We start from the raw sequence: 21911 nt of genomic DNA, 5'->3' as shown, positions 1-21911 counted from the left end.
GGCGGAGTCAGCGCACCCGCACCGACAGGCAGGTGACGCATCCCTCGAGCTTCTCGAACTCCGAGATGTCGACCGTGACCACCCGGTAACCGAGGCCGGCGAGCATCGCCGCGGTGCGCGGTGCCGAAGCGGACATGAGCAGCGACGTCTCCGACAGCTCGACCACGGCGACGCCCTGCGGCTCGGGCACGGGCAGGAACCGGTCGAACACCGTGGCGGCGTCGAGCAGGGCGGGGTCGCCGATGACCGTGCCGTCGGGCAGTGCGGTCGCGGCGCTCTTCAGATGGAGGGCCTTCGTCATCGGCACGCCGACGACGCGATATCCGTGCGGGGCGAGCAGTTCGCGCAGCTGCCGGACGCCCTCTCCGTTCGTGCGGGCCGACGCCCCGACGTACACCACGTCGCCGACCTTCAGCACGTCGCCGCCGTCGAGGGTGCCCGGCTCCTCGATGCGGCGGACGGTCACCCCCGCGATCGAGCGCACCGCCCGTTCGACGCCGTCGATCTCGCCCCGTCGCGACTCGGCGCCGGGCCGGGTGAGCACCGCGAGGTCGCCGAACATGACGACGGCGTCCTCGACGAAGACGGAGTCGGCCATCTCGGGCGCGGCGTCGACCTCGACCGTCTCCCACCCCTCGGCGACGAGCGCGGCGCAGTAGTTGTCCCACTGCTCGTCGGCGCGCGCCTGGTCGACGGGGCGGCGTTCGAGGTGGGTGAGCTCGGCCTCGTCGAGGTTCGAGGCGGGGATGCGCACGAGCGCGAGGCGCCGGGGCGCCCGCTCGCGGCGGTGGTCGATGATGCCCCGCATGATGCGCGGCGCGAGGAACACCTCGCCGAGCACGACCGCGATCACGAAGATCAGGTTGAGGCTCACGAGCGAGCCGATCACGAAGAGCACCGCGGGACCGTACAGCGGTCGCGCCGCGACCACGATCATGACGCTCGTCGCGATGAGCGCGGCGAGGCAGGCCGACGTGAACCCGGTGATGAGCGCGAGGAACCAGGCTCGGGTGGCGCCGAGGCCGTTCGCGATCGAGAGCAGCGCCCACGCGAAGAACGCGGCGAGGGCGAAGTGCCCGAACACCTGCTGGAAGACGGCGGGCGACTGGCCGTTGCCGATGAAGAAGGCCAGCGCCGCGACGCTCATCGCGACGACGGCCACGACCGCCGCCGACACGAGCACCGCCGCCACCCGACGCCCCCGGCCCGCCGCGGGCGCGTACCTCGCCGACGGTCGTGCGGGCGCGGTCGAAGACGGTGAGGCGGGGGACGTCATGGAGACGAGCCTACTGGCCGGTCGGACGGCCCGGTGCCCGGCGGCGCGCTCGGCACGGCGCCGTCAGGTGCATCGGATGCCCCGGCGCGTCGGTCGATGCTCGGCCACCCCGAACGGCTCCGGCCGGAGGGCGCTCGTGCGCCCTCCGGCCGGATCGGTTCGGTCGGTGCGGCTCAGCGCCCGGCGTCGAGGCGTGCGCGGGCGAGGCGCTCGGCGGCGTCGAGCGTCGTCGTACCGGTCGCGACGGCGTCCTGCAGCACGGCGGCGACCACGTCGCCGATGCCCGCGATGCGCGCGTCGAGCGCGGCCTGGTCGGCACCGGGCTGGCCGGCCACGTCGAGGTAGATCACGCCGCCGGCGTTGACGACGAAGTCGGGCGCCCAGACGATGCCGCGGGCACGCAGGAGCTCGGCCACGTCGCGCGAGGCGAGCTGGTTGTTCGCGGCGCCGACGACGGCCGCGACCCGCAGCTCGTCGACGACCTCGGGCGTGAGCACGCCGCCGAGCCCGCACGGCACGAAGACGTCGGCCTCGACCCGGTGGGCGTCGGCCGGCTCCACCCAGGTCGCGCCGAGCTCGTCGGCGAGCGCGCGCTTCGACTCCGCGACATCCGTCACGGTCAGCCGTGCGCCCGCGGCGGCGAGGCTGCGCGCGAGGCGACCGCCGACCTGGCCGAGACCCGAGATCACGAAGTGGCGACCTGCGGCGTCGGTCGAGCCGAACACGTGGCCGAGCGTCGCGAGGATCGAGGCGTGCACGCCCGCGGCGGTCGCGTCGGCGGGCTCGCCCACGCCGCCCTGCTCGGGCGGGAGTCCGCAGACATGCTCGGTGCGCTCGTGCACGACGGCCATGAGCTCGGCGCTCGTGCCGACGTCTTCGGCGGTCATGTACGCGCCGCCGAGCGACTCGACCGCGTCGCCGAGGTCGAGCATCGCGTCACGCCGCTGCGCCTCGTCGAGCACGACGCCCGACGGGACGACGACGACCGACTTGCCGCCGCCGCGCATGAGGCCGGCGGCCGCGTTCTTCATGGTCATGGCCTGCGAGAGTCGCAGCGCGTCGGCGAGGCCGTCGGTCCAGTGCCCGTAGTTCCAGACGCGGGCTCCGCCGAGCGCCTGGCCGAGCCGGGTCGAATGCACGGCGACGATGACGGTGAGACCGGAGCGGGGACCGCGGGTGATGAGCACCCGCTCGTGGTCGGGAGCGTCGCTCGGCAGGGTGGCGCTGACCTCGGCGGCTCGCGCGGGGGCGTGGGTGATCGACATCGATCGTTCTCCTCGAATCATCCGCTTCGTGGGCGGAACCTGGCCCGCGCGTGGTCTGCGCAGGGTCGATTCAAGGGTACCTCCGGGCAGATGCCGCAGGGCGCATGGTCGCGGGCGACGACGACCGGCCGTCGCGCGCGGCCGCGCTCAGTGGAAGAAGTGCCGCTCCCCCGTGAAGTACATCGTGACGCCCGCCGCCTTCGCCGCCGCGACGACCTCGTCGTCTCGCACCGAGCCGCCGGGCTGCACGACCGCCTTCACGCCGCCGTCGATGAGGATCTGCAGGCCGTCGGCGAACGGGAAGAACGCGTCGGATGCCGCGACCGAACCGGCCGCACGGTCGCCGGCCCGCTCGACGGCGAGCTTGCACGAGTCGACCCGGTTGACCTGCCCCATGCCGACGCCGACCGAGGCGCCGCCGGAGGCGAGCAGGATCGCGTTCGACTTCACCGCGCGGCACGCGCGCCACGCGAACTCGAGGTCGGCGAGGGTCGCCTCGTCGGCGGCCTCGCCCGCGGCGAGCGTCCACTCCGACGCAGGTGCGAAGTGACGGTCGGCCTGCTGCAGCAGCATGCCGCCCGAGACCTGCTTGAGCTCGACCGCCGTCGGCACGAATCCCTCGGGCAGGGTCAGCAGGCGGATGTTCTTCTTCTGCGTGAGCAGCTCGACCGCCTCGGCCTCGAAGGCGGGGGCGACGAGCACCTCGGTGAAGATGCCCGAGACGGTCTCGGCCATCTCGCGCGTGACGGTGCGGTTCGCCGCGATCACCCCGCCGAACGCCGACACGGGGTCGCACTCGTGGGCGCGGCGGTGCGCGTCGGCGATGGCGTCGACGGCGCCGGGCAGGGCGACCGCGATGCCGCACGGGTTGGCGTGCTTGATGATCGCGACCGCGGGCTCGTCGAAGTCGAACGCGGCCCGCACCGCGGCATCCGCGTCGACGTAGTTGTTGTAGCTCATCTCCTTGCCGTGCAGCTGCACGGCCTGGGCGATGCCGGGGCGGCCGCCCTGCGAGGCGTAGATCGCCGCCTTCTGGTGCGAGTTCTCGCCGTAGCGGAGGTCGGCGTCCTTCGTCCAGGTGCCGCCGACCCAGGCGGGGAACGGCGACTCCTCCGCCGGCTGGTCGGGTGCGACGACGCTGCCGATCCAGCTCGCGACCGCGACGTCGTACGAGGCCGTGTGCCGGAACGCCTCACGGGCGAGCTCGCGGCGCTGCGCGAGCGTCGTGCCGCCCGCGGCGACCGCGGCGGCGAGCTCGTCGTAGCGGTCGGGCGAGACGACGACGGCGACGTTCGCGTGGTTCTTCGCCGAGGCGCGCACCATCGCGGGCCCGCCGATGTCGATCTGCTCGACGACGGCGTCGGGCTCGGCGCCCGAGGCGACGGTCTCGACGAACGGGTAGAGGTTCACGACGACGAGCTCGAACGGCGCGATGCCGAGGCCGGCGAGCTCCCGCTCGTGGTGCTCGAGGCGCAGATCGGCCAGGAGACCCGAGTGCACGGCCGGGTGCAGGGTGCGCACACGCCCGTCGAGGTGCTCGGGGTAGCCCGTGACCTCGGCGATCTGCGTGACCGGAAGTCCGGCGTCGGCGATCGCCTTCGAGGTGCCGCCGGTCGAGACGATCTCGACGCCCGCACCGACGAGCGCGGTCGCGAGCTCGACGAGCCCGCGCTTGTCGCTCACGGCGACGAGCGCCCGGCGCACGGGCACGAGGTCGCGTTCGCGGTAGAGGCTGGGGTCGATGGCGTGGCCGCTCATGATCGTGCGAGGTCCTTCAGGTCGAGGTGCGAATTGGCGATGTCGAGCACGGCCTGGATGAGCAGGCGGCGCTCGACGGGCTTGATGCGGTCGTGGAGGCTCGACTCGGTGTCGCCCGGCAGCACCGGGATGCGCTCCTGCGCGATGATCGGGCCGCCGTCGACGGAGTTGTCGACGACGATGAGGCTCGCCCCGGTCTGCGAGACGCCCGCGGCGAGTGCGTCGCGCACGCCGTGCGCGCCCGGGAACTCGGGCAGGTACGCGGGATGGGTGTTGATGAGCTGCGGCGAGAACGCGTCGACGACCGCGGGCGGCACGAGTCGCATGAGGCCCGAGAGCACGACGAGATCGGGCTCCCAGCGCCGCACCTCTTCGATGAGCGCGTCGCCCCAGGCGTCGCGGTCGGGGTAGGCCGTGAAGGGCACCGTGAAGGTCGGTACGCCGAAGTCCTCGCCGAGCACGAGACCGGATGCCTCGCGGTCGGCGCCGATCGCGACGACGCGCGCCGGGAACTCGGCGTCTTCGGCGGCTTCGAGCAGGGCCTTGAGGTTCGACCCTCCACCTGAGATCAGGACGACGAGCTTGAGCACTCCTCGAGCCTACCGGCCGAGATCGGGGCGTGACGTCTCGGCGGCGGCGGCGAGGCCCGTGCGCTGCTGCACGCGAGCGGCGACGCCGCCCACGATCGCCCCGGTGCCGACGGTCGCCGCGGTGACGAGCGCGACGGCCCACGCATCGGGGCCGACGACCGCGAGCCGACCGGGCCCGATCGCGCCGCCCGACCACCAGGCGAGCAGCCCGAGCACGATCGCGGCGACGAAAGCGGCGCCGGCTCCGACGGCCGCGGGGCGCCACCACGGGTCGTGCTCGTCGACGGGCGACCCGGCGCGCAGCACGAACCACGCTCCGACGAACCCGAGCACGACGGGCACGAGAAGCCACAGCACGCCCGACGCGGGCGCATCGCCCGGCAGCGCGCCGAGCAGCGGGATGCCGGGGATCTGCCCGAGCACCGTGCCCCCGGGGGCGACCGTCGTGCCCGTCCCGATCGCGAAGCCGGGCCCCAGCAGCCACGACGCGACCCAGATCACGAAGTTCGGCAGGAATGCCAACTCGGTGACCAGGAGCAGGAGTCCGCCGTCGACGCCGGCGCCGAGCGCCTGGGCGAGCCCTGCGATCGTCGCGTAGTCGGCCGCGATGAGCACCGCAACCACGACCCCGGCGACGGCGAGCACGCCGAACGCGGCACCCGCGCCGATGCGGGTCGCCTGACGCACCGAGGCGACGAGGGCGGGCGAGAGGTCGTCGAGGCGGGCGCGCACCCAGCCGCCGGCGAGGTCGCCGGCACCGGCCTCGCGCAGCGTCTCGAGGCCGGCCCCGAGCACCACGCCGATCGCCATCACGAACGCCGGCAGCAGGAGCGCCTGCCAGAACGGCACCGCTGCCGAACCCGTGCTCGCGGAGAGGCCGAGCACGCCGCCGGCGGCCGCGTAGACGACGACCGCGGCGACCGAGCCCGTGATCGAGTGCCCGCCTGCGGCGGAGCGGCGACCGATTCGGCGGCCCGCGACGACGGTCAGCAGAGCGAACCCGAGCAGCGCGATCGTGATGGGGAACGGGTCGCCCGCACCCGGCAGCGCGATGCGCGCGGCCGTGAGTTCATCGAGCTGCACGACCACGTCGACGCCGTGACCGAGCAGCCAGCCGTCGGCGGCGGCGCGGAAGAAGGACGAGACGTCGACCGCCAGCCCGAAATGCACGGCCCACACGACGAGCAGCGGCACGAGCGCGACGCCGAGCCCGATGAGCGCGGCAACGGCGGCTTCGAGGGCGGCGAGCAGGGCGATCGTCGTGCGTCTCATGACGCCGTCGAGCCTACAGGCGTGCGGATGGTTCGACCGACGGCGCCGCGGCGAGGTTTATCACCCGCGCGGGGACGTCGATCGCCCGCGCAGGGACGTCGATCGCCCGCGCGGGGACGTCGATCACCCGCGCAGGGACGTGTCGAGCGGTTCCGTCTCCTGCCGGTCGACGTCGAGCACCGCGGTGTCGGCATCGCCGTCGACGTCGCCCGACGGTTCGCCGCCGCCGGTGCTGCTGCCGGTGCTCGCCGTCGCCGCCAGGGCGTCCGCCTCGATCTCGTCGGCCGGCCGCCGCAGGAGCTCGACGAGCAGCACGGCGATGAGCGCGACGACGATCGTGCCCCAGACCGACCCGGTCGTGACCGGACGGTTGAACATGAGCACGGCGGCCGCGATGAGCGCGATCGCACCGTAGGCGAAGCCGCGCCCGCGGTCGAGCGCGATGCCGAAGGCACCCGTCGTGATGCCGTGCGCGGCCGCCGTGCGCCGGAGTGCGGAGAAGCCCGAACCCGCGAGCGAGCGAGCGGCGCGCGCCGGCCGCCATGGGCCGGCGAACCACGCGATGATCATGACGAGGATGCCGAGGACCAGGGCAGCCGCAGCCGTCGACGACATCGCCTCGGTCACGTAGCCGTAGATCGCGGTCGCGGCGCCGGCCGGGATCAGGCTCGGACTCACGAGCCCGAGGAAGACGATCTGGCCGACCGCGAAGCCCGCGGCGAGCAGTCCCATGGCGAGTGCGAACCCACCTGCCGTCCAGAAGAGGGCGGCCGAGCGCCGCTTGGCGACGAAGACACCGGCGACGATGAAGCCGAACGCGACCCAGGGCAGCCACGTGCCGACGGCGACGGCGAGCGAGTAGACCGTGCGCACGAAGACGAAGGCGTCGGCCTGTGCGATCGCGATGCTCTTGTCGATGACCGGGATCTGCTCGGCGAAGCCGACCCCGTTCTCGACGAGCCGGTCCTTCACGGCCTCGATGATCGGCCCCAGCTGCACCGACAGGGTGCCGTCGCCGCCGATCTCGAGCGCGGCGTTCGGATCGCCCTGCATGGCGGCCACGAACTGCTTGTGGGAGACGCGCAGTGCGTTCGCCCAGATGTCGGCGAACGCGTCGCTCGTCACGACCCGGTCGACGACGCCGGAGACGAGCGACTGGAGGCCCTGCGTGGCCGGCCCTTCGAGCAGGCCGAGCGCCTGCTGGGCCTTCGGGGGCAGGTCGAGCGAGCGGATGCCGTCGAACACGTCGGAGGTGAGCTGCGGGATGTCGACCTGCTGTTCGATCGCCGCCGTCACCTCGTCGGCGACGAAGCTCTGCACGGCAGGGTCGTCGGCCAGCGGAGCGAAGGTCGCGACGAACTGGTCGGTGTCGACGAGCTCGGCCCTTGCCCAGCCGGTCACCACCGCGACCGGCGCGAGCAACAGGCCGATGACGACGAGCACGATCGCCCCGGCCGTACGGCCGCGGCCGCGCTTCGCACGCGGAACGGCGGCCGGCTCGAGCGCCGTGCCCGCCCCCTCCGACTCGGCTGCGGCCGCCGCCTCGGCGGCCTCGGCCGCGTCGCGAAGCCGTGCGTTCTCGCCCTCGAGTTCTGCGATCCGAGCCTGCAGCTCGGCGTTCGTCATCTTCGGCATCGTGCCCCCTTTGGCACGACGATATCGGTTCGCGGGCCGCGAACACACCGTCAGTGGACGACGGCCTTCAAGAAGATCATGACGAGCCCGAACGCCGCGGTGCCGAACGCGCCGAGCAGCTGCAGGTGCAGGGGCGCGCCCCGACGACGGTAGGCGACGAATCCGAGCACTGCGAGCACGACGACGCCCGCCCACAGGGCGATCCAGATGGTCAGGGCGTCGGGCACGACCTCCAGCGCCCCGAGCAGCAGGATGGCCGAGGGGATGAGCGCCGAGAACAGCAGGCCGAGCGAGCGTCGGAACGCCTCGGAGAACGCCTGCCTGAGGCCCATCACCCCCTCGACTGCGAGGCCGTGGCGGGCCACGGTGCCGGCGTAGACGTGCGCGGCCCAGAAGACGATCACCGTGACGATCACCGTCCAGAACACCTGCCACGAGCTCGACCCGTGCGAGCCCGCGACGACGATCATGCCCGAGACCAGCAGCACTCCGTAGACGGACTCCTCGGTCACGAACGCGGTGCGCACGAGGCTCTCCCGTGGTTGTCCCGCCTGCGACGCCCCGGCCGAGGCATCCCGGTTCTCCATGCTCATTCCGCCACTCTCTCACAGGGTGCGCGGTACCCCCTGTTCTGGGTTCATGAGTAATGCTCGATTACTCTGTCATATCGCCACGGGCCGGTGTACCGTCTCAGATGAGCCCTGAGACTCCCCCTCGGGTCCGATGATTCCCGCCGTCGATTACCCGCGACGACGGGCCCGACGACTCTCACCCGCACGCCCTGCCACGCCCGCGCACAGCCGCCTCGCAACCCATCGCCCCGCGGAGGACCGTCCGGTCCGCCCGGACCGGACGACGCTGCGCGAACCCGGAGGCGACGATGCCACTGCGCAACCAACCCGAGATCTGTCCCACCCCACCCGTGCGCCGGCGACGTCGGCGCTCCCCGCTGATCGCCGTGGCCGCCGTCGGCGGGCTCGTGCTCGCCGGCCTCGCGATTTCGCCGGCCTATGCGAGCCACGTCCCGTTCGGCACGAGCTCCTTCGAGATCGACACCAACGCGAACCTGGTCGTCGACCACGCCGGCAACCTCGACTGGGCGACCGTCACCGAGGTCCGCAAGCCCGACAAGGCGAGCGGCTCGGGCGACGACTCGTTCGGCCAGGGGTCGAAGGAGGACACCCCGGTGCCCACGGTCGTGAGCGGCAGCATTCCGCCGAACAAGAGCGATCTCAAGAACTTCGGCCTCTACCTCGAGACGAAGGGCGACGGGCACCAGTACCTGCACCTCTTCTGGCACCGCGTCCAGGATCCGACCGGCACGACGAACATGGACTTCGAGTTCAACAAGTCGAAGGTCCTCTCTGCCAACGGGGTGACGCCCGTGCGCACCTCCGGAGACCTGCTGATCCAGTACGACCTCTCGAACGGCGGCACGAACCCGCAGCTGTCCGTCTCGTCGTGGGTCACCACCGGAGCCGGCTCGCAGTGCGAGGCGAGCAATTCGGTGCCCTGCTGGGGGAAGCGGACCAACTTCACCGCGCTCGGACTCGCGACCGGCTCGATCAACACGACCGCCATCACCGCCGGCAACGCCGACGGTCTCGGCGCGATCTCGGCTCGGACGTTCGGCGAGGCGACGGTGGACTTCACCGCGCTCGCGAGCACGCTCGACCAGTGCGAGACGTTCGGCAGCGCGTACCTGAAGAGCCGGTCCTCCGACTCGTTCTCGGCCGCGATGAAGGACTTCATCGCCCCGATCGAGACCGGGTTCCCGACCTGCGGCGGCGTCATCATCCGCAAGGTCACCGATCCGAGTCCCTCGACCGAGGACTTCAGCTACACGAAGGACTTCTCGAGCGATCCGGCGGGGACCACGTTCACGCTCAGCGACGGAGAGTCGGCGTCCTTCTCGAAGGTGCCCATCAACACGACCGGGCATGTGAGCGAGTCCGCCCTGCCTCCGGGCTGGGACTTCGACAAGATCGACTGCACGGCGAGTTCCGACGGCTCGAACGTCTCCACCAACGGGACGACGATCACCTTCAGCCTCGATACCGCGGCGGACACGGTCGACTGCACGTACTACAACAAGGCGCGCGGATCGATCACGGTCGAGAAGGTCACCGACAGCGGCCAGGGGGCGTTCGAGTTCACATCGGGCACGCTCACTTCGCCGTTCACGCTGACGACGACCGGCGCCGGTGATGCGGGCAAGGACTCGGAGCAGTTCACGAACCTCGTTCCCGGACCGTACGACGTGGCTGAGACGGTTCCCGCCAACTGGCACCTGGTCAGCGCGAGCTGCACCGGTGACGATGACGGAACCGACCCGGCGACGATCGTGCTCGACCCCGGCGAGGACGTGGTCTGCACCTTCCACAACGACCGCAACGTCGGCGCGATCCTGATCGAGAAGACGCACAAGCACGCGGCCGACGGCCCCGGCGATCACCCCGAGTCGGGCGTCGAGTTCACGGTCACGGGCGGCGGGCTCGTCGACCCGATCGTGGTCGAGACGGGCAGCGACGGCACCGTGTGCGTACCCGGCCTGCTCGTGAGCGCCTTCGCCGGCACCTACACCGTCACCGAGACGGTGCCCGCGGGCGAGAAGGTCACGAGTGACAACCCGCAGTACGCCGCGGTCGCGACGAGCGAGGACGACTGCTCCGATGTCGGTGCGGCTGCCACGGTCTCGTTCACGAACATGCCGCTGACGAACATCACGGTGAGCGTCGACTCGCAGGTCGACGGCGGTACGGCCTCGACGATCGAGTGCGGCGCGAGTGCCGACGACCCGGATGCGTCGACCGGCGCGAACGGCGACGGCTCGTTCAGCATGAACGACCTCGAGCCGGGCACCTACGTGTGCACGGTCGTCGTCGACCCGTGATCGGAGGCAATGTAACCGAAATGAGGTAACCGACCCGGCGGGTGCGTCCCCCCGATTCGCCCCGCCGAACGCAGAACCCCGCAGACCATCGGTCTGCGGGGTTCTGTCGATCCGGCCGGGATGCCTCGGCGTCGGCCCTACGCGCCCAGCGCGGCGTAGACCTCGCGGAGGAGCTGCGCCGTCTCGCTCGGGGTCTTGCCGACCTTGACGCCGGCGGCCTCGAGGGCCTCCTTCTTCGCCTGCGCGGTGCCCGCCGAGCCCGAGACGATCGCGCCGGCGTGGCCCATCGTCTTGCCCTCGGGCGCGGTGAAGCCCGCGACGTAGCCGACGACCGGCTTCGTGACGTTCGCCTTGATGAAGTCGGCCGCGCGCTCTTCGGCGTCGCCGCCGATCTCGCCGATCATGACGATCGCCTTGGTCTCGGGGTCGGCCTCGAACGCGGCGAGCGCGTCGATGTGCGTCGTGCCGATGATGGGGTCGCCACCGATGCCGATCGCGGTCGAGAAGCCGAGGTCGCGCAGCTCGTACATCATCTGGTACGTGAGCGTGCCCGACTTCGACACGAGGCCGATCGGGCCCTTGCCGGTGATGTTCGCCGGGGTGATGCCGACGAGCGACTCACCGGGGCTGATGATGCCGGGGCAGTTCGGCCCGATGATGCGGGTCGTGCCGCCCTTCTCCTTGGCGTAGGCCCAGAACTCGGCCGAGTCCTGCACGGGCACGCCCTCGGTGATGATGACGAGCAGGGGGATCTCGGCGTCGATCGCCTCGACGACGGCGTCCTTCGTGAAGGCCGGAGGCACGAACGCGATCGAGACGTCGGCGCCGGTGGAGGCCATGGCCTCGGCCACGGTGGCGAAGACGGGGAGCTCGACGGCGTTGCCGGAGGCATCCGTGTGCAGCACCGTGGTGCCGGCCTTGCGAGCGTTCACGCCGCCGACCACCTGGGTGCCGGCCGCGAGCATGCGCGCGGTGTGCTTCGAGCCCTCGCCGCCGGTGATGCCCTGGACGATGACCTTGGAGTCCTTGTTGAGGAAGATCGTCATTTCTCTGTGAGTCCCTTACGCGTTCGCCAGCTCGGCGGCCTTGTCGGCGCCCTGGTCCATGTTCTCGGCGAGCGTCACCAGCGGGTGCGCGGCCTCTTCGAGGATGCGGCGGCCCTCGACGACGTTGTTGCCGTCGAGGCGCACGACGAGCGGCTTGTTCGCGGCCGAGCCGAGCTCGGCGAGCGCGCCGACGATGCCCTTGGCGACCTGGTCGCACGCGGTGATGCCGCCGAAGACGTTGACGAACACGCTCTTGACCTGCGGGTCGCCGAGGATGATGCCGAGGCCGTTGGCCATGACCTCGGCCGAGGCGCCGCCGCCGATGTCGAGGAAGTTCGCGGGCTTGACGTTGCCGTGGTTCTCACCGGCGTAGGCGACGACGTCGAGCGTCGACATGACGAGGCCCGCGCCGTTGCCGATGATGCCGACCTCGCCGTCGAGCTTGACGTAGTTGAGGTCGAGGGCCTTCGCGGCGGCCTCGAGCGGGTCGGCCGCGGCCTTGTCCTCGAGGAGGGCGTGGTTCGCGTGACGGAACTCGGCGTTCTCGTCGAGCGAGACCTTGCCGTCGAGGGCGATGACGTTGCCGTCTTCGTCGAGGATGAGCGGGTTGACCTCGACGAGCGTCGCATCCTCGCCCGTGTAGACCTCGTAGAGCTTCACGAAGACGTCGGCGACCTTGTCGACGAGCTCGGCCGGGAAGTTCGCGGCGACCGCGATCTCCTTCGCCTTCTCGAGCGTCACGCCCGCGATCGGGTCGACCTCGATGCGCGCGAGCGCCTCGGGCTTCTCGACGGCGAGCTGCTCGATCTCCATGCCGCCCTCGACGCTCGTGAGCGAGAGGTAGGAGCGGTTGGCGCGGTCGAGCAGCACCGAGAAGTAGAACTCCTGCGCGATGCGGGCGCCGCCGGCGACCATGACGCGCTTGACGACGTGGCCCTTGATGTCGAGGCCGAGGATGGCCTTGGCCGCCTCGTACGCCTCGTCGGGGTTCTTCGCGACCTTGACGCCGCCGGCCTTGCCGCGGCCGCCCGTCTTCACCTGGGCCTTGACCACGACGACGCCGCCGAGCTTCTCGGCCGCCGCACGCACCTCGTCGGGGGTGTCGGCGACGATGCCCGGGAGCACCGGGACCCCGTACTGCTCGAACAGGTCTCTGGCCTGGTACTCGTAAAGATCCACGCTCTACTTCCAATCGGTCCGCACGCGCGATCGCGCACAGGGGCTGGTGGGTTTCGGCCCGGAGGGCGACGAAAAACATCTCGACGTCAAGACAAGTGGGCCGACTACCATGCTACTCCCCGCCTCGGCGGGCCGAGAATCGGGCGGGATGCCTCGGTGTCTCGGTGTCCGGACGGCAACCCCCTTGGCGGCGCGGGCGCGCTTCGCGAGACTGGCGGGGTGGCGCGCGGCGGCGGTGGAACGCGGCATCCGGAGGTGCGGATCGGCATCTCGGGATGGGTGTACCCGCGCTGGCGCCGGGAGTTCTACCCGGCCGGACTCCGGCAGGCCGACGAGCTCGCGTATGCCGCCGACCGCATGTCGGCGATCGAGCTCAACGGCTCGTTCTACGCGCTGCAGCGGCCGCCGAGCTGGGCGCGCTGGCGCGACACCGTTCCCGACGGTTTCGTGTTCGCCGTCAAGGGGCCGCGGTTCATCACGCACATCAAGCGACTGCACGAGTCGGACGCACCGCTCGCGAACTTCTTCGCCTCGGGTGTGCTCGACCTCGGCGCGAAGCTCGGTCCGATCCTCTGGCAACTGCCGCCGACCCTTCCCTACGACCGCGGACTGCTCGAGCGGTTCCTCGGCTCGCTGCCTGCGACGCGGTCGGCGGCGTCGCGCCTCGCCGCCCGGCAGGACGACCGGATGCGCGGCCGGGCCTCCTACCGCGCCGGCGAGGAGGCGCCGCTCCGGCACGCGGTCGAGGTGCGCCATCCGTCGTTCGAAGCGGCCGGCGACGAATGGGCCGACCTGCTCGCCGCGCACCGCGTGGCGAGCGTCGTCGCGGACACGGCCGGCCGGTACCCGCGGATCGATCGCGTCACTGCCGACTTCGCGTACGCCCGGCTGCACGGCGAGGAGGAGCTCTACGCCTCCGGCTACGACGACGAGGCGCTCGACCGCTGGGCCGACTGGGCGCGCACGCAGCTCGACGCCGGCCGCGACGCGTACCTCTTCTTCGACAACGACGTGAAGGTCCGCGCCCCCTTCGACGCGATGGCGCTCATCGCGCGGCTTCCCCGACCCGGCGCACCGGGGTGAGGCGAGCCTCGCCACGCTGGCGGCGCCGGGCGACCGCTGCAAGACTGCCGACATGACGGATGCCTCGATCGAACCCGCGCACGGCGACGACCCGCACGACCCGAAGGTGCACGAGAAGCTCAACTGGCTGCGCGCGGGCGTGCTCGGCGCGAACGACGGCATCATCTCGGTCGCCGCGCTCGTCGTCGGCGTCGCAGCCGCAACGACCGACCTCGGCGCGATCCTCGTCGCAGGCATCGCGTCGGTCGTCGCGGGAGCCATCTCGATGGGCCTCGGCGAGTACGTCTCGGTGTCGACCCAGCGCGACACCGAGCACGCGCTCATCGCGAAGGAGACCCGCGAGCTCGCCGAGATGCCCGAGCAGGAGCTCGCCGAACTCGTCGGCATCTATCGCGCCAAGGGCCTTTCGGAGGAGACCGCCGACCGGGTGGCCCGCGAGCTCACCGCGCACGATGCGCTCGCGGCCCATCTCGAGGCGGAGCTGCACATCTCGGCCGACGACGTCGTGAACCCGTGGCACGCCGCCGGGGCGTCGGCCCTGTCGTTCCTCGTGGGCGCGGTGCTGCCGATGCTCGCGATCCTGCTGCCGCCGCCCGAGTGGCGCATCGCGACGACGTTCGTCGCGGTCGTGGTGGCGCTCGCGATCACCGGCTGGCTCTCGGCCTGGATCGGCGGTGCCCCGCGCGGCAAGGCGGTGCTGCGGGTCGTCATCGGCGGGGCGCTCGCGCTCGTGGTGACGTGGGTCATCGGCGGGCTGCTCGGCGGCGTGGTCTGACGCCCGGCTCGCCCAGTGAAGCCCGACGAACCGCTCTCACGGGAGCTGCGGCCGGCGCTGCCCTGATACCCGGGCCTTCCGGCCCGTTCAGTCGGCCCGCGCCTCGCCGGCCCGCGGCCATCCTGGCGTCGCACGCAGTTCGCGCCCATGCCCCACGACGAGCACGTCGACGTCGAATCGCTCGGCGAGCTCGTCGAGGGCGGCGTACCCGCCCGCGACGATCGCGGTGGCGAGCACGTCGGCGGTCACGAGGTCGGCTGCGGCGACGCTCACCTGCACGAACGGGGTGTGCTCGAGCCCCGCGGTCGTCCAGATGTGATCGCCGCGCTCGGCGCTGCCCGAGGTCGCGAGCGCGCGGCGTCGCGCCCCGTCGAGGTCGAATCCGGCGAGCAGGCGGCTGCGGTCGTGCGGGTCGGCGACGCCGACCCGCACCGTCGACCCCTCGGCGATGAGGATGTCGCCACCCGCGTCGAGCGCCCAGCCCGTGCGGCCCGCGGCGTCGAGGGCGTCGCCCGCGTCTTCGACGGCGAGCGCCTTCACGATGCCGTCGAGGTCGATGACGCCGTCGGCCCGGTGAGGCGTGAAGCACCCGTCGGTGCGGGCGCGCCACGCGAGCGCCCGCGCGTACACCGCACGGAGTTCTGCGCTCGCCTCGGGCAGCGCGAGCTCGCCGCGCGCGACCCGGCTCAGCTCGGAGCCCGCCTCGTAGCGGCTGAACCGGCGCTCCCAGCGGGCGAAGATGTCGGCGACCAGGCCGAGCGCCCCCTGGTCGTCGAGCGGCGGTGACGCAGACGCATCGCGGTCGCCGACGGCTGAGGTTCCCGGCCGCACGCTGACGACCGTGCCCATCGCGGCGAACGCCCCCGGCGGCAGCTTCATCGTGGGCGGCACGGTCGTCATCCTGGGAAACCCGCCGCGTCGAGCGCCGACTGCAACGACTGCAGGTAGGCGGCACTCGTGTAGGTCGCACCGCTCACGAGCGAGACCGATGCCGATTGCGCCTGCAGCACCTCGGAGCGCAGCACCGGCTCGGCGCGATTGCTGATCTGCACGCTGCGGCCGTCGTGGTCGGTGAGCTGCAGCGCCGTCACGTCGGAGATCGCCCCGCCCGCGATCGTGACCTGCACCTGCACTTCGCCGAAGCGGGTCGAGACGGTCGGGCCCTCAAAGGTGCCGTCGACGGTGGTCGCGACTGCGCCGGTGCCGCCCGCATCCGTGCCGCCGGTCCCGGAGGTCGTGCCCTTCGGCGTCAGGGCGTTGAAGTCGACGGAACCCGATCCCGAGCCCGAGCTTCCACCGGTTCCGTCGTCGGCCGAGCCCGCGGACGCGTTCGTCACCGTCGGCGTGCCGGTCGCGGTCAGACCGTCGGTCGCCACCTCGCCGAGCTGCCAGCCACCGAGGATCGCGGCGGCCGACGCCGCCGAGGCCAGGAGGACCGCGCGTCGTCTCACCAGTCGAACCTCTCGTGATGGATCTGCTCGGGTGCGAGGCCCACCGCACGTGCCTCGGCGATCAGCTGCTCGGCCCAGCCGCGCGGGCCGCAGACGTAGAGGTCACTGTCGGCGACCGCCGGAACGAGCGCGGCGAGGCCGAGCCCCTCGCGCTCGGCAGCATCCGGCAGCCAGCCGCGGCCGCGCGGCCCGGGAACGGTGAGGAGCGTGGCGCCGCGCGACCGGCAGAGGTCGGCGACCTCGTCGAGCAGCCAGCCGTCGCCGGGTGCGGTGGTACGAAGCACGACCGTCGCCTCCCCCGGCCGGAACGTCGCCTGCTCGAGGAGCGAACGGATGGGCGTGACCCCGATGCCCGCCCCGACGAGGGCGATGCGGTCACGGGTGCGCGCGGCCTCGCTGAAGATGCCGTACGGCCCCTCGAGGGCGACAAGGGTGCCGGGCGCGATGCGGGCGAGCGACGACGAGCCGTCCCCGAGCGCCCTGACGGTGATCCTCAGCCGGTCGCTGTGCGGCACGGCCGAGAGCGAGTACGGGTGCGCCTGCCACCACTGGCCCCCGGCGAGGAAGCGCCAGATGAAGAACTGCCCGCCCGAGGCCGCGAGCGTCTCGAGCCGACGCCCCCGCATCGTGATCGAGAACACCCCGTCGATCGGGCGGCCGACGGGCACGACCGACTCGACGACGAGCCGGTGCCGCATCGACGTCGCGATCGGCACCACGACCCGGAACACGACGATCGCGGCGAAGCTGCCCACGGCGAAGACGAGCCAGTACCAGCGCTGCCAACCGCCCTCGACGAAGAGTCCACCGACGCTGAACTGGTGCGGCAGCGCAGCCAGCACGGCGGCGTACGACAGCAGGTGCACGAGCTGCCAGACCTCGTAGCGCAGGCGCCGGCGCACTGTGACGAGCGAAGTGACGACGACCACGACGAACAGCGCGAAACCGAGCATCGCGAGCGGGAGGTCGGGCAGGTTCCAGATCGTCACGACCTCCGCGACGACGTCGATGCCGTCGGCGGCGGTGTATCCCGCGACGAGCAGCATGCCGTGGGCGACCAGCAGGTACAGCACGGGCTTGCCGAGCCGGCCGTGCAGCGCCATCGCGGCGTCGTGCCCGACCGCGCGCTCGATGAGCGGTACCCGCGCCGCGAGCAGCAGCATCACGAGCACGAGGTCGGTCGCGACGAGCCCGGCGATGATGCCGAGCGAGGTGAGCGCCGCACCCGGATCAGCGAAGCGGGTCGCCCCGCCGTCGGCGAGGAACAGTGCGATCGCGACGGCGACCGACGCCACCGCGAGCGCCTGCAGCACGTCGACGCGCCACAGTCGCCTCGTGCCCCGCGCGGCGCGGTCCACGAGTCGGCGCGAGGGCCGCTCGAGGTGCCGGGCGTCATGCACGAGGAATGCCATGGCCATATCGTGCGCCGCCGAGCTATCGCGGGGCGGTGAGTTCGCTATGCGCGGGCTGGGAGGTCGAGCACGCGGATCCCGGTCATCCGCTCGGCGGACCGTGCGGGCCGACGCTCGGCGTCGCGGTCGTCGGCGGCGGCATCGGCACCGCCTCGACGAACCGGCGGGCCGCGAGCACCGCGATGACGCCGACGGCGGCGCCGAGCAGCGTCTCGACGACGCGATCGCCGATGAGGGTCGCGACCGGCACGGGCGAAGCGAGGTGGGCGACCGTCAGCGCCATCGGGGTGACGAACACGAGCGCGGTGCCGTAGTGGCGGGTGACGAGCACCTCCGCCCCGAACTGGCACACCGCCACGACGGCGACCAGCACCCAGACCGACGGCTCCGGCCACAGCACGAGCGCCGTCACCGCGACGCCCGCGATCGTGCCGAGCACGCGGTGCACCGCGCGGGAGATCGTGTGCGCGGCCCGGGCGGGCGGGATGACCGCGATCGCGCTCACCACGGCCCAGTACGGGTGGCCGAGTCCGAGCGCGGCGGCGATGCCGCCCGCGGCGAGCGCGGCGAGCGCGTTCTGCGCGACGTTGAGCCACAGCCTGGGGTCGGCGTATCCGCGCAGGCGGGTCGGCGTGCGACGTGGCAGAGGTTTGAAGGCGCGGCGGGCACGATCGCCGGCGAGCCGGCGCAGCAGCCAGCCCGACATCGCGAGCAGCCACGCGAAACCGGCCGCGGCCCATGCCACGCCCCATCGCTGCCAGCCCGTTCCGTCGTCGACGGGCTGGGCCGCGCACACGAGCAGGCCGAACACCGCGAAGAGCGGCGTCGAGGGCGTCACACCGAGCAGGTTGAAGCCGACGATCACCGTGCCGACGACGAGCACGAGGGCACCGGCCTGTGCGGCGGGCTGCGCACCCGAGGCCGCGAGCAGGATGCCGAGCCCGGTCGCGATGAGCTGCGCGGCTGCCGCCGCGGTCACCGTGCGCAACCGGATGCCGTACGGTTCGCTTCGGCCGAAGATGGCGACCATGCCGCCGAACGCCGCGTACGACGCCCAGTCGATGCGGCCGACCGCGACGAGGATGGCGAGCGGCACCGCCGCGGCGACGGCGGCGCGCAATGCCACTTCGAGGTCGAGCGCGCGTGCCGAACGCCACCACCTTGAGAGGGTCGCGAGCACTCGACTCACGCCAGGCGGCCGAGCTCGAGCGCCGCGAAGCCCAGCGCGGCGATGGTCTCGCCGTCGGCGATCTCGCCCTCGCGCACCATGCGCATGACCTCGGGCCACGGCACCGCCCGCACGCCGGTGATGCCCTCCTCGAGCCGCGTCGCGTGCGAGGCCTGGGGGACGCTGCCGTCGTCGGAAGCGCGGGAGCGGCGCAGCCCCGTGGCGAGGAACACGTGCTCGACGGCGCGGGCGATGCCGTTGAGCGCGGTCATGCGACCGATCTCACGCCACTCGACTGCCTCGTACCCGGTCTCCTCCGCGAGTTCTCGTCGCGCAGCGACGAGCGGGTCTTCGCCGTCGGTGCCGCCGGCCGGCACCTCGACGCTCGTGCCGACGGTGTGGCGGTCGACCGTGACGAGCAGCACCTCGTCGGCGTCGGTGACGGCGACGACGAACGCCGCCGGGTGCGCCAGCTCGACGACGCCGTAGATGCCGGCCTCGCCGTCGGGCCGGACGACCTCGTCTTCGACCACCCGGATCCACCGGTTCTCGTAGACGGTGCGCGACGAACGGGTCGGCCAGGACATGCGGGCGGGCCTCAGAGCTTCTCGATCGGCGCGATCTTGATGAGCAGCTTCTTCTGACCCGCGCGGTCGAACGAGACGTGCGCGATCTTCTTCGTGCCCTCGCCCGTGACCTGGGTCACCTTGCCCTCGCCGAAGTCGGCGTGGCGGATGCGGTCGCCCGCCTCGAGGGTCAGGTCGCCGTTGTCGCGAACCGTGCCGGTGACCTTGTTCGCCCACTCGGCCTTCGGCTTGGCCGAGCGTGTGACGCTGAACCGCTCGAGATCGCGATCACGAGTGCCCCAGGCGCCGCCGTCGCGACGTGCGTTGAGTGCGCGCGGCTGGGTTCCGCCCCGGCTCGTGGCCATGCCCGGCGACTGCCGCCAGTCGATGAGCCCCTCGGGGATCTCCTGCAGGTAGCGGCTCGGCATCGCCACGGCGACCTCGCCGAACTGCGCCCGGCTCATCGCGAGCGAGAGGTAGAGGCGCTTGCGCGCCCGCGTGATGCCGACGTAGAACAGGCGTCGCTCTTCGGCAGGACCGCCCGGCTCGGAGGCCGACATCTGGTGCGGCAGCAGTCCCTCTTCGATGCCGGTGAGGAACACCGCGTGGTACTCGAGCCCCTTCGCAGTGTGCAGCGTCATGAGCGAGACCGTGCCCGAGGCGTCGTCGAGCTCGTCGGCCGCGGCGACGAGCGACACCTGCGTGAGGAAGTCGACGAGCGTCGCCCCCGGGTTCTCGCGGTCGAAGTCACGGGTCTGCGCCACGAGCTCTTCGACGTTCTCGGCGCGCGTCTCGTCTTGCGGGTCGCGGCTGTTGCGGAGGGCCTCGAGCAGGCCGGACCGCTCCATGAGGAAGACGAGCACGTCGGAGACCTTGGTGCCGGAGACGCCCGTCGCGGCCCCGGCCGAGGCGCCCGCGGTCGGGTCGCCCTCGGCGTCGGTCGACCCGCCGGGCGCGGCGAGCATGGCCGCCGCCTCGTCGAGCACGTCGGCGAGCGCGAGGATCGCGCCCGTCACCTTCGGCCCGAGCCCGAGGCCGCCGGCCGCGCGCATCGCCTCGCGGAAGCTCACCTCGTTCTGCTCGGCGAAGGTCGCGATCGCGGTCTCGGTGGCCGGGCCGATGCCCCGCTTCGGCGTGTTGAGGATGCGCCGCAGCGCGAGCTCGTCGAGCGGGTTGGCGACCGAGATGAGGTAGGCCATCGCGTCTTTGATCTCGGCGCGCTCGTAGAACTTGGTGCCGCCGACGACCCGGTACGGCAGCGCCGACCGCACGAAGATCTCCTCCAGCGCACGCGTCTGCGCGTTGGTGCGGTAGAACACGGCGATGTCGCGGTAGGCGATGCCGTCACGGTGCAGCGCCTCGATCTCGTCGGCGACGAACTGCGCCTCGTCGTGCGCGGTGTAGCCCGTGTACCCGACGATCTGGTCGCCGTCTCCGTCGGCCGTCCAGAGTTTCTTGTCTTTGCGGTCGAAGTTGTTCGAGATGACCGCGTTCGCCGCCGACAGGATGTTCTGCGTCGACCGGTAGTTCTGCTCGAGCAGCACGACCCGAGCGCCCGGGAAGTCGCGCTCGAACTCGACGATGTTGCGGATGTCGGCGCCGCGGAACGCGTAGATCGACTGGTCGGAGTCGCCGACGACGGTCAGGCTCGCGCCCGGGATCGACCCCGAGGCATCCACGAGGCCCCGCACCAGGATGCCGTGCTCGTCGAGCTCGCGCACGACGGCCGGCTCGATCGGCCGCGTCAGCTCGCGGATCAGTGCGTACTGCGCGTGGTTCGTGTCTTGGTACTCGTCGACGAGGATGTGCCGGAACCGGCGCTGGTACAGCGCGGCCACCTTCGGGAAGGCACGGAAGAGATACACGGTCTCGGCGATCAGGTCGTCGAAATCGAGGGCGGATGCCTCGCGCAGGCGCCGCGTGTACTGACGGAAGATCTCGAGGAACATGGCCTCTTGCGGGTCGTTCATGTTCGCGTTCCGCGCGTGCGTCTCGACGTCGGCGAGCTCGTTCTTGAGCTTCGAGATCTTCGCCTGCGCGCTCGCGGGCGTGAAGCCCATCGTGTCGGCGTCGAGCTGCTTGATGATGCGCTTGAGGATCGTGCGCTGGTCGGCCGAGTCGTAGATCGTGAACGTCGACGAGAGGCCGAGCGACTGGGCCTCGCGGCGCAGGATGCGCACGCACGCCGAGTGGAACGTCGAGATCCACATGCCCGATGCGCTGTCGCCGAGCAGCGCCTGCACGCGCTCGCGCATCTCGGCTGCGGCCTTGTTCGTGAAGGTGATCGCGAGGATCTGACTCGGCCACGCCTCGCGCGTCTCGATGAGGTGCGCGATGCGGTGGGTGAGCACGCGGGTCTTGCCCGACCCCGCTCCGGCGACGATGAGCAGGGCCGGTCCGCGGTACTCGACGGCCTCTTTCTGCTGCGGGTTGAGCCCGTCGGTGAGGCGGGAACCGGGGCCGGATGCGTCGGCGGAACGTGCGGGCGGCGCCTCGCGCCAGCCGGCCGGGTCGTCGGGGTCGAGGATCAGCGTCATGTCGC

Annotated in this window: 18 protein-coding genes; 3 read left to right on the top strand and 15 right to left on the bottom strand. The window is 71.9% G+C overall.

Translation table 11 applies throughout. The features are described 5' to 3' along the window. Positions 1–7: 7 nt before the first annotated feature. The 7 genes from ddaH to LR269_RS07735 form a co-directional block, all read right to left on the bottom strand. A complete protein-coding gene (gene ddaH, locus LR269_RS18910; RefSeq protein ID WP_304504447.1) occupies positions 8–1276 on the bottom strand; it encodes a dimethylargininase in 1269 nt (422 codons plus the stop codon). Positions 1277–1449: 173 nt separating this feature from the next. Next, complete coding sequence (locus tag LR269_RS07760) at positions 1450–2541, bottom strand: Glu/Leu/Phe/Val dehydrogenase family protein (RefSeq protein WP_231430168.1); 1092 nt, start codon at positions 2539–2541, stop codon at positions 1450–1452. 147 nt (positions 2542–2688) lie between these two features. Beyond that, positions 2689–4299, bottom strand: a complete 1611-nt coding sequence (gene purH / locus LR269_RS07755) for a bifunctional phosphoribosylaminoimidazolecarboxamide formyltransferase/IMP cyclohydrolase (protein ID WP_231430167.1) — start codon at positions 4297–4299, stop codon at positions 2689–2691. Continuing rightward, complete coding sequence (gene purN, locus LR269_RS07750) at positions 4296–4889, bottom strand: phosphoribosylglycinamide formyltransferase (RefSeq protein WP_231430166.1); 594 nt, start codon at positions 4887–4889, stop codon at positions 4296–4298. Before purN ends, purH begins: the two co-directional genes overlap by 4 nt. 9 nt (positions 4890–4898) lie before the next feature. Further along, positions 4899–6161, bottom strand: a complete 1263-nt coding sequence (locus tag LR269_RS07745; protein ID WP_231430165.1) for a DUF6350 family protein — start codon at positions 6159–6161, stop codon at positions 4899–4901. 123 nt (positions 6162–6284) lie between these two features. Then, complete coding sequence (locus LR269_RS07740) at positions 6285–7796, bottom strand: hypothetical protein (protein ID WP_231430164.1); 1512 nt, start codon at positions 7794–7796, stop codon at positions 6285–6287. A gap of 50 nt (positions 7797–7846) precedes the next feature. Continuing rightward, complete coding sequence (locus LR269_RS07735) at positions 7847–8389, bottom strand: hypothetical protein (protein ID WP_231430163.1); 543 nt, start codon at positions 8387–8389, stop codon at positions 7847–7849. Positions 8390–8676: 287 nt separating this feature from the next. Between LR269_RS07735 and LR269_RS07730 the strand changes: the two genes are divergently transcribed. Continuing rightward, the gene (locus LR269_RS07730) at positions 8677–10689 is read left to right on the top strand and encodes a collagen binding domain-containing protein (RefSeq protein WP_231430162.1); all 2013 of its coding nucleotides are present in this window, start codon (positions 8677–8679) and stop codon (positions 10687–10689) included. 137 nt (positions 10690–10826) lie between these two features. On the opposite strand, the gene sucD is transcribed toward LR269_RS07730, so the two are convergent. Together sucD and sucC are read right to left on the bottom strand one after the other, a co-directional pair. After that, on the bottom strand, positions 10827–11735 hold the full coding sequence (gene sucD / locus LR269_RS07725; RefSeq protein ID WP_231430161.1) for a succinate--CoA ligase subunit alpha: 909 nt from the start codon (positions 11733–11735) through the stop codon (positions 10827–10829). Between the two features lie 15 nt (positions 11736–11750). After that, positions 11751–12914: an ADP-forming succinate--CoA ligase subunit beta gene (gene sucC, locus LR269_RS07720; protein ID WP_231430160.1), complete on the bottom strand. Its 1164-nt coding sequence runs from the start codon at positions 12912–12914 to the stop codon at positions 11751–11753. A 219-nt stretch (positions 12915–13133) separates the two neighbouring features. Here sucC and LR269_RS07715 point away from each other — a divergent pair, with 219 nt between their 5' ends. Continuing rightward, a complete protein-coding gene (locus LR269_RS07715; protein WP_231430159.1) occupies positions 13134–13997 on the top strand; it encodes a DUF72 domain-containing protein in 864 nt (287 codons plus the stop codon). Between the two features lie 52 nt (positions 13998–14049). After that, positions 14050–14772 (top strand): VIT family protein, encoded by a 723-nt coding sequence (locus LR269_RS07710; protein ID WP_231430158.1) that lies wholly within the window; start codon positions 14050–14052, stop codon positions 14770–14772. A gap of 87 nt (positions 14773–14859) precedes the next feature. Here LR269_RS07710 and LR269_RS07705 read toward each other — a convergent pair whose 3' ends face one another. The 6 genes from LR269_RS07705 to LR269_RS07680 form a co-directional block, all read right to left on the bottom strand. Next, positions 14860–15663 (bottom strand): FAD:protein FMN transferase, encoded by an 804-nt coding sequence (locus LR269_RS07705; protein WP_231430157.1) that lies wholly within the window; start codon positions 15661–15663, stop codon positions 14860–14862. A gap of 5 nt (positions 15664–15668) precedes the next feature. Further along, positions 15669–16223: an FMN-binding protein gene (locus LR269_RS07700; RefSeq protein ID WP_231430156.1), complete on the bottom strand. Its 555-nt coding sequence runs from the start codon at positions 16221–16223 to the stop codon at positions 15669–15671. Further along, on the bottom strand, positions 16220–17635 hold the full coding sequence (locus tag LR269_RS07695; protein WP_231430155.1) for a ferric reductase-like transmembrane domain-containing protein: 1416 nt from the start codon (positions 17633–17635) through the stop codon (positions 16220–16222). Before LR269_RS07695 ends, LR269_RS07700 begins: the two co-directional genes overlap by 4 nt. Before the next feature lie 82 nt (positions 17636–17717). Beyond that, complete coding sequence (locus LR269_RS07690) at positions 17718–18824, bottom strand: FUSC family protein (RefSeq protein ID WP_231430154.1); 1107 nt, start codon at positions 18822–18824, stop codon at positions 17718–17720. Beyond that, complete coding sequence (locus tag LR269_RS07685) at positions 18821–19390, bottom strand: NUDIX domain-containing protein (RefSeq protein WP_231430153.1); 570 nt, start codon at positions 19388–19390, stop codon at positions 18821–18823. Before LR269_RS07685 ends, LR269_RS07690 begins: the two co-directional genes overlap by 4 nt. A gap of 11 nt (positions 19391–19401) precedes the next feature. Then, a complete protein-coding gene (locus LR269_RS07680; RefSeq protein WP_231430152.1) occupies positions 19402–21906 on the bottom strand; it encodes an ATP-dependent helicase in 2505 nt (834 codons plus the stop codon). Positions 21907–21911: the final 5 nt, after the last annotated feature.

The organism is Agromyces sp. S2-1-8 (assembly GCF_021129215.1).
Lineage (GTDB): Bacteria > Actinomycetota > Actinomycetes > Actinomycetales > Microbacteriaceae > Agromyces > Agromyces chromiiresistens.
Note: the sequence above shows the minus strand (reverse complement) of the source record. Positions and strands in the feature narration are given on the sequence as shown.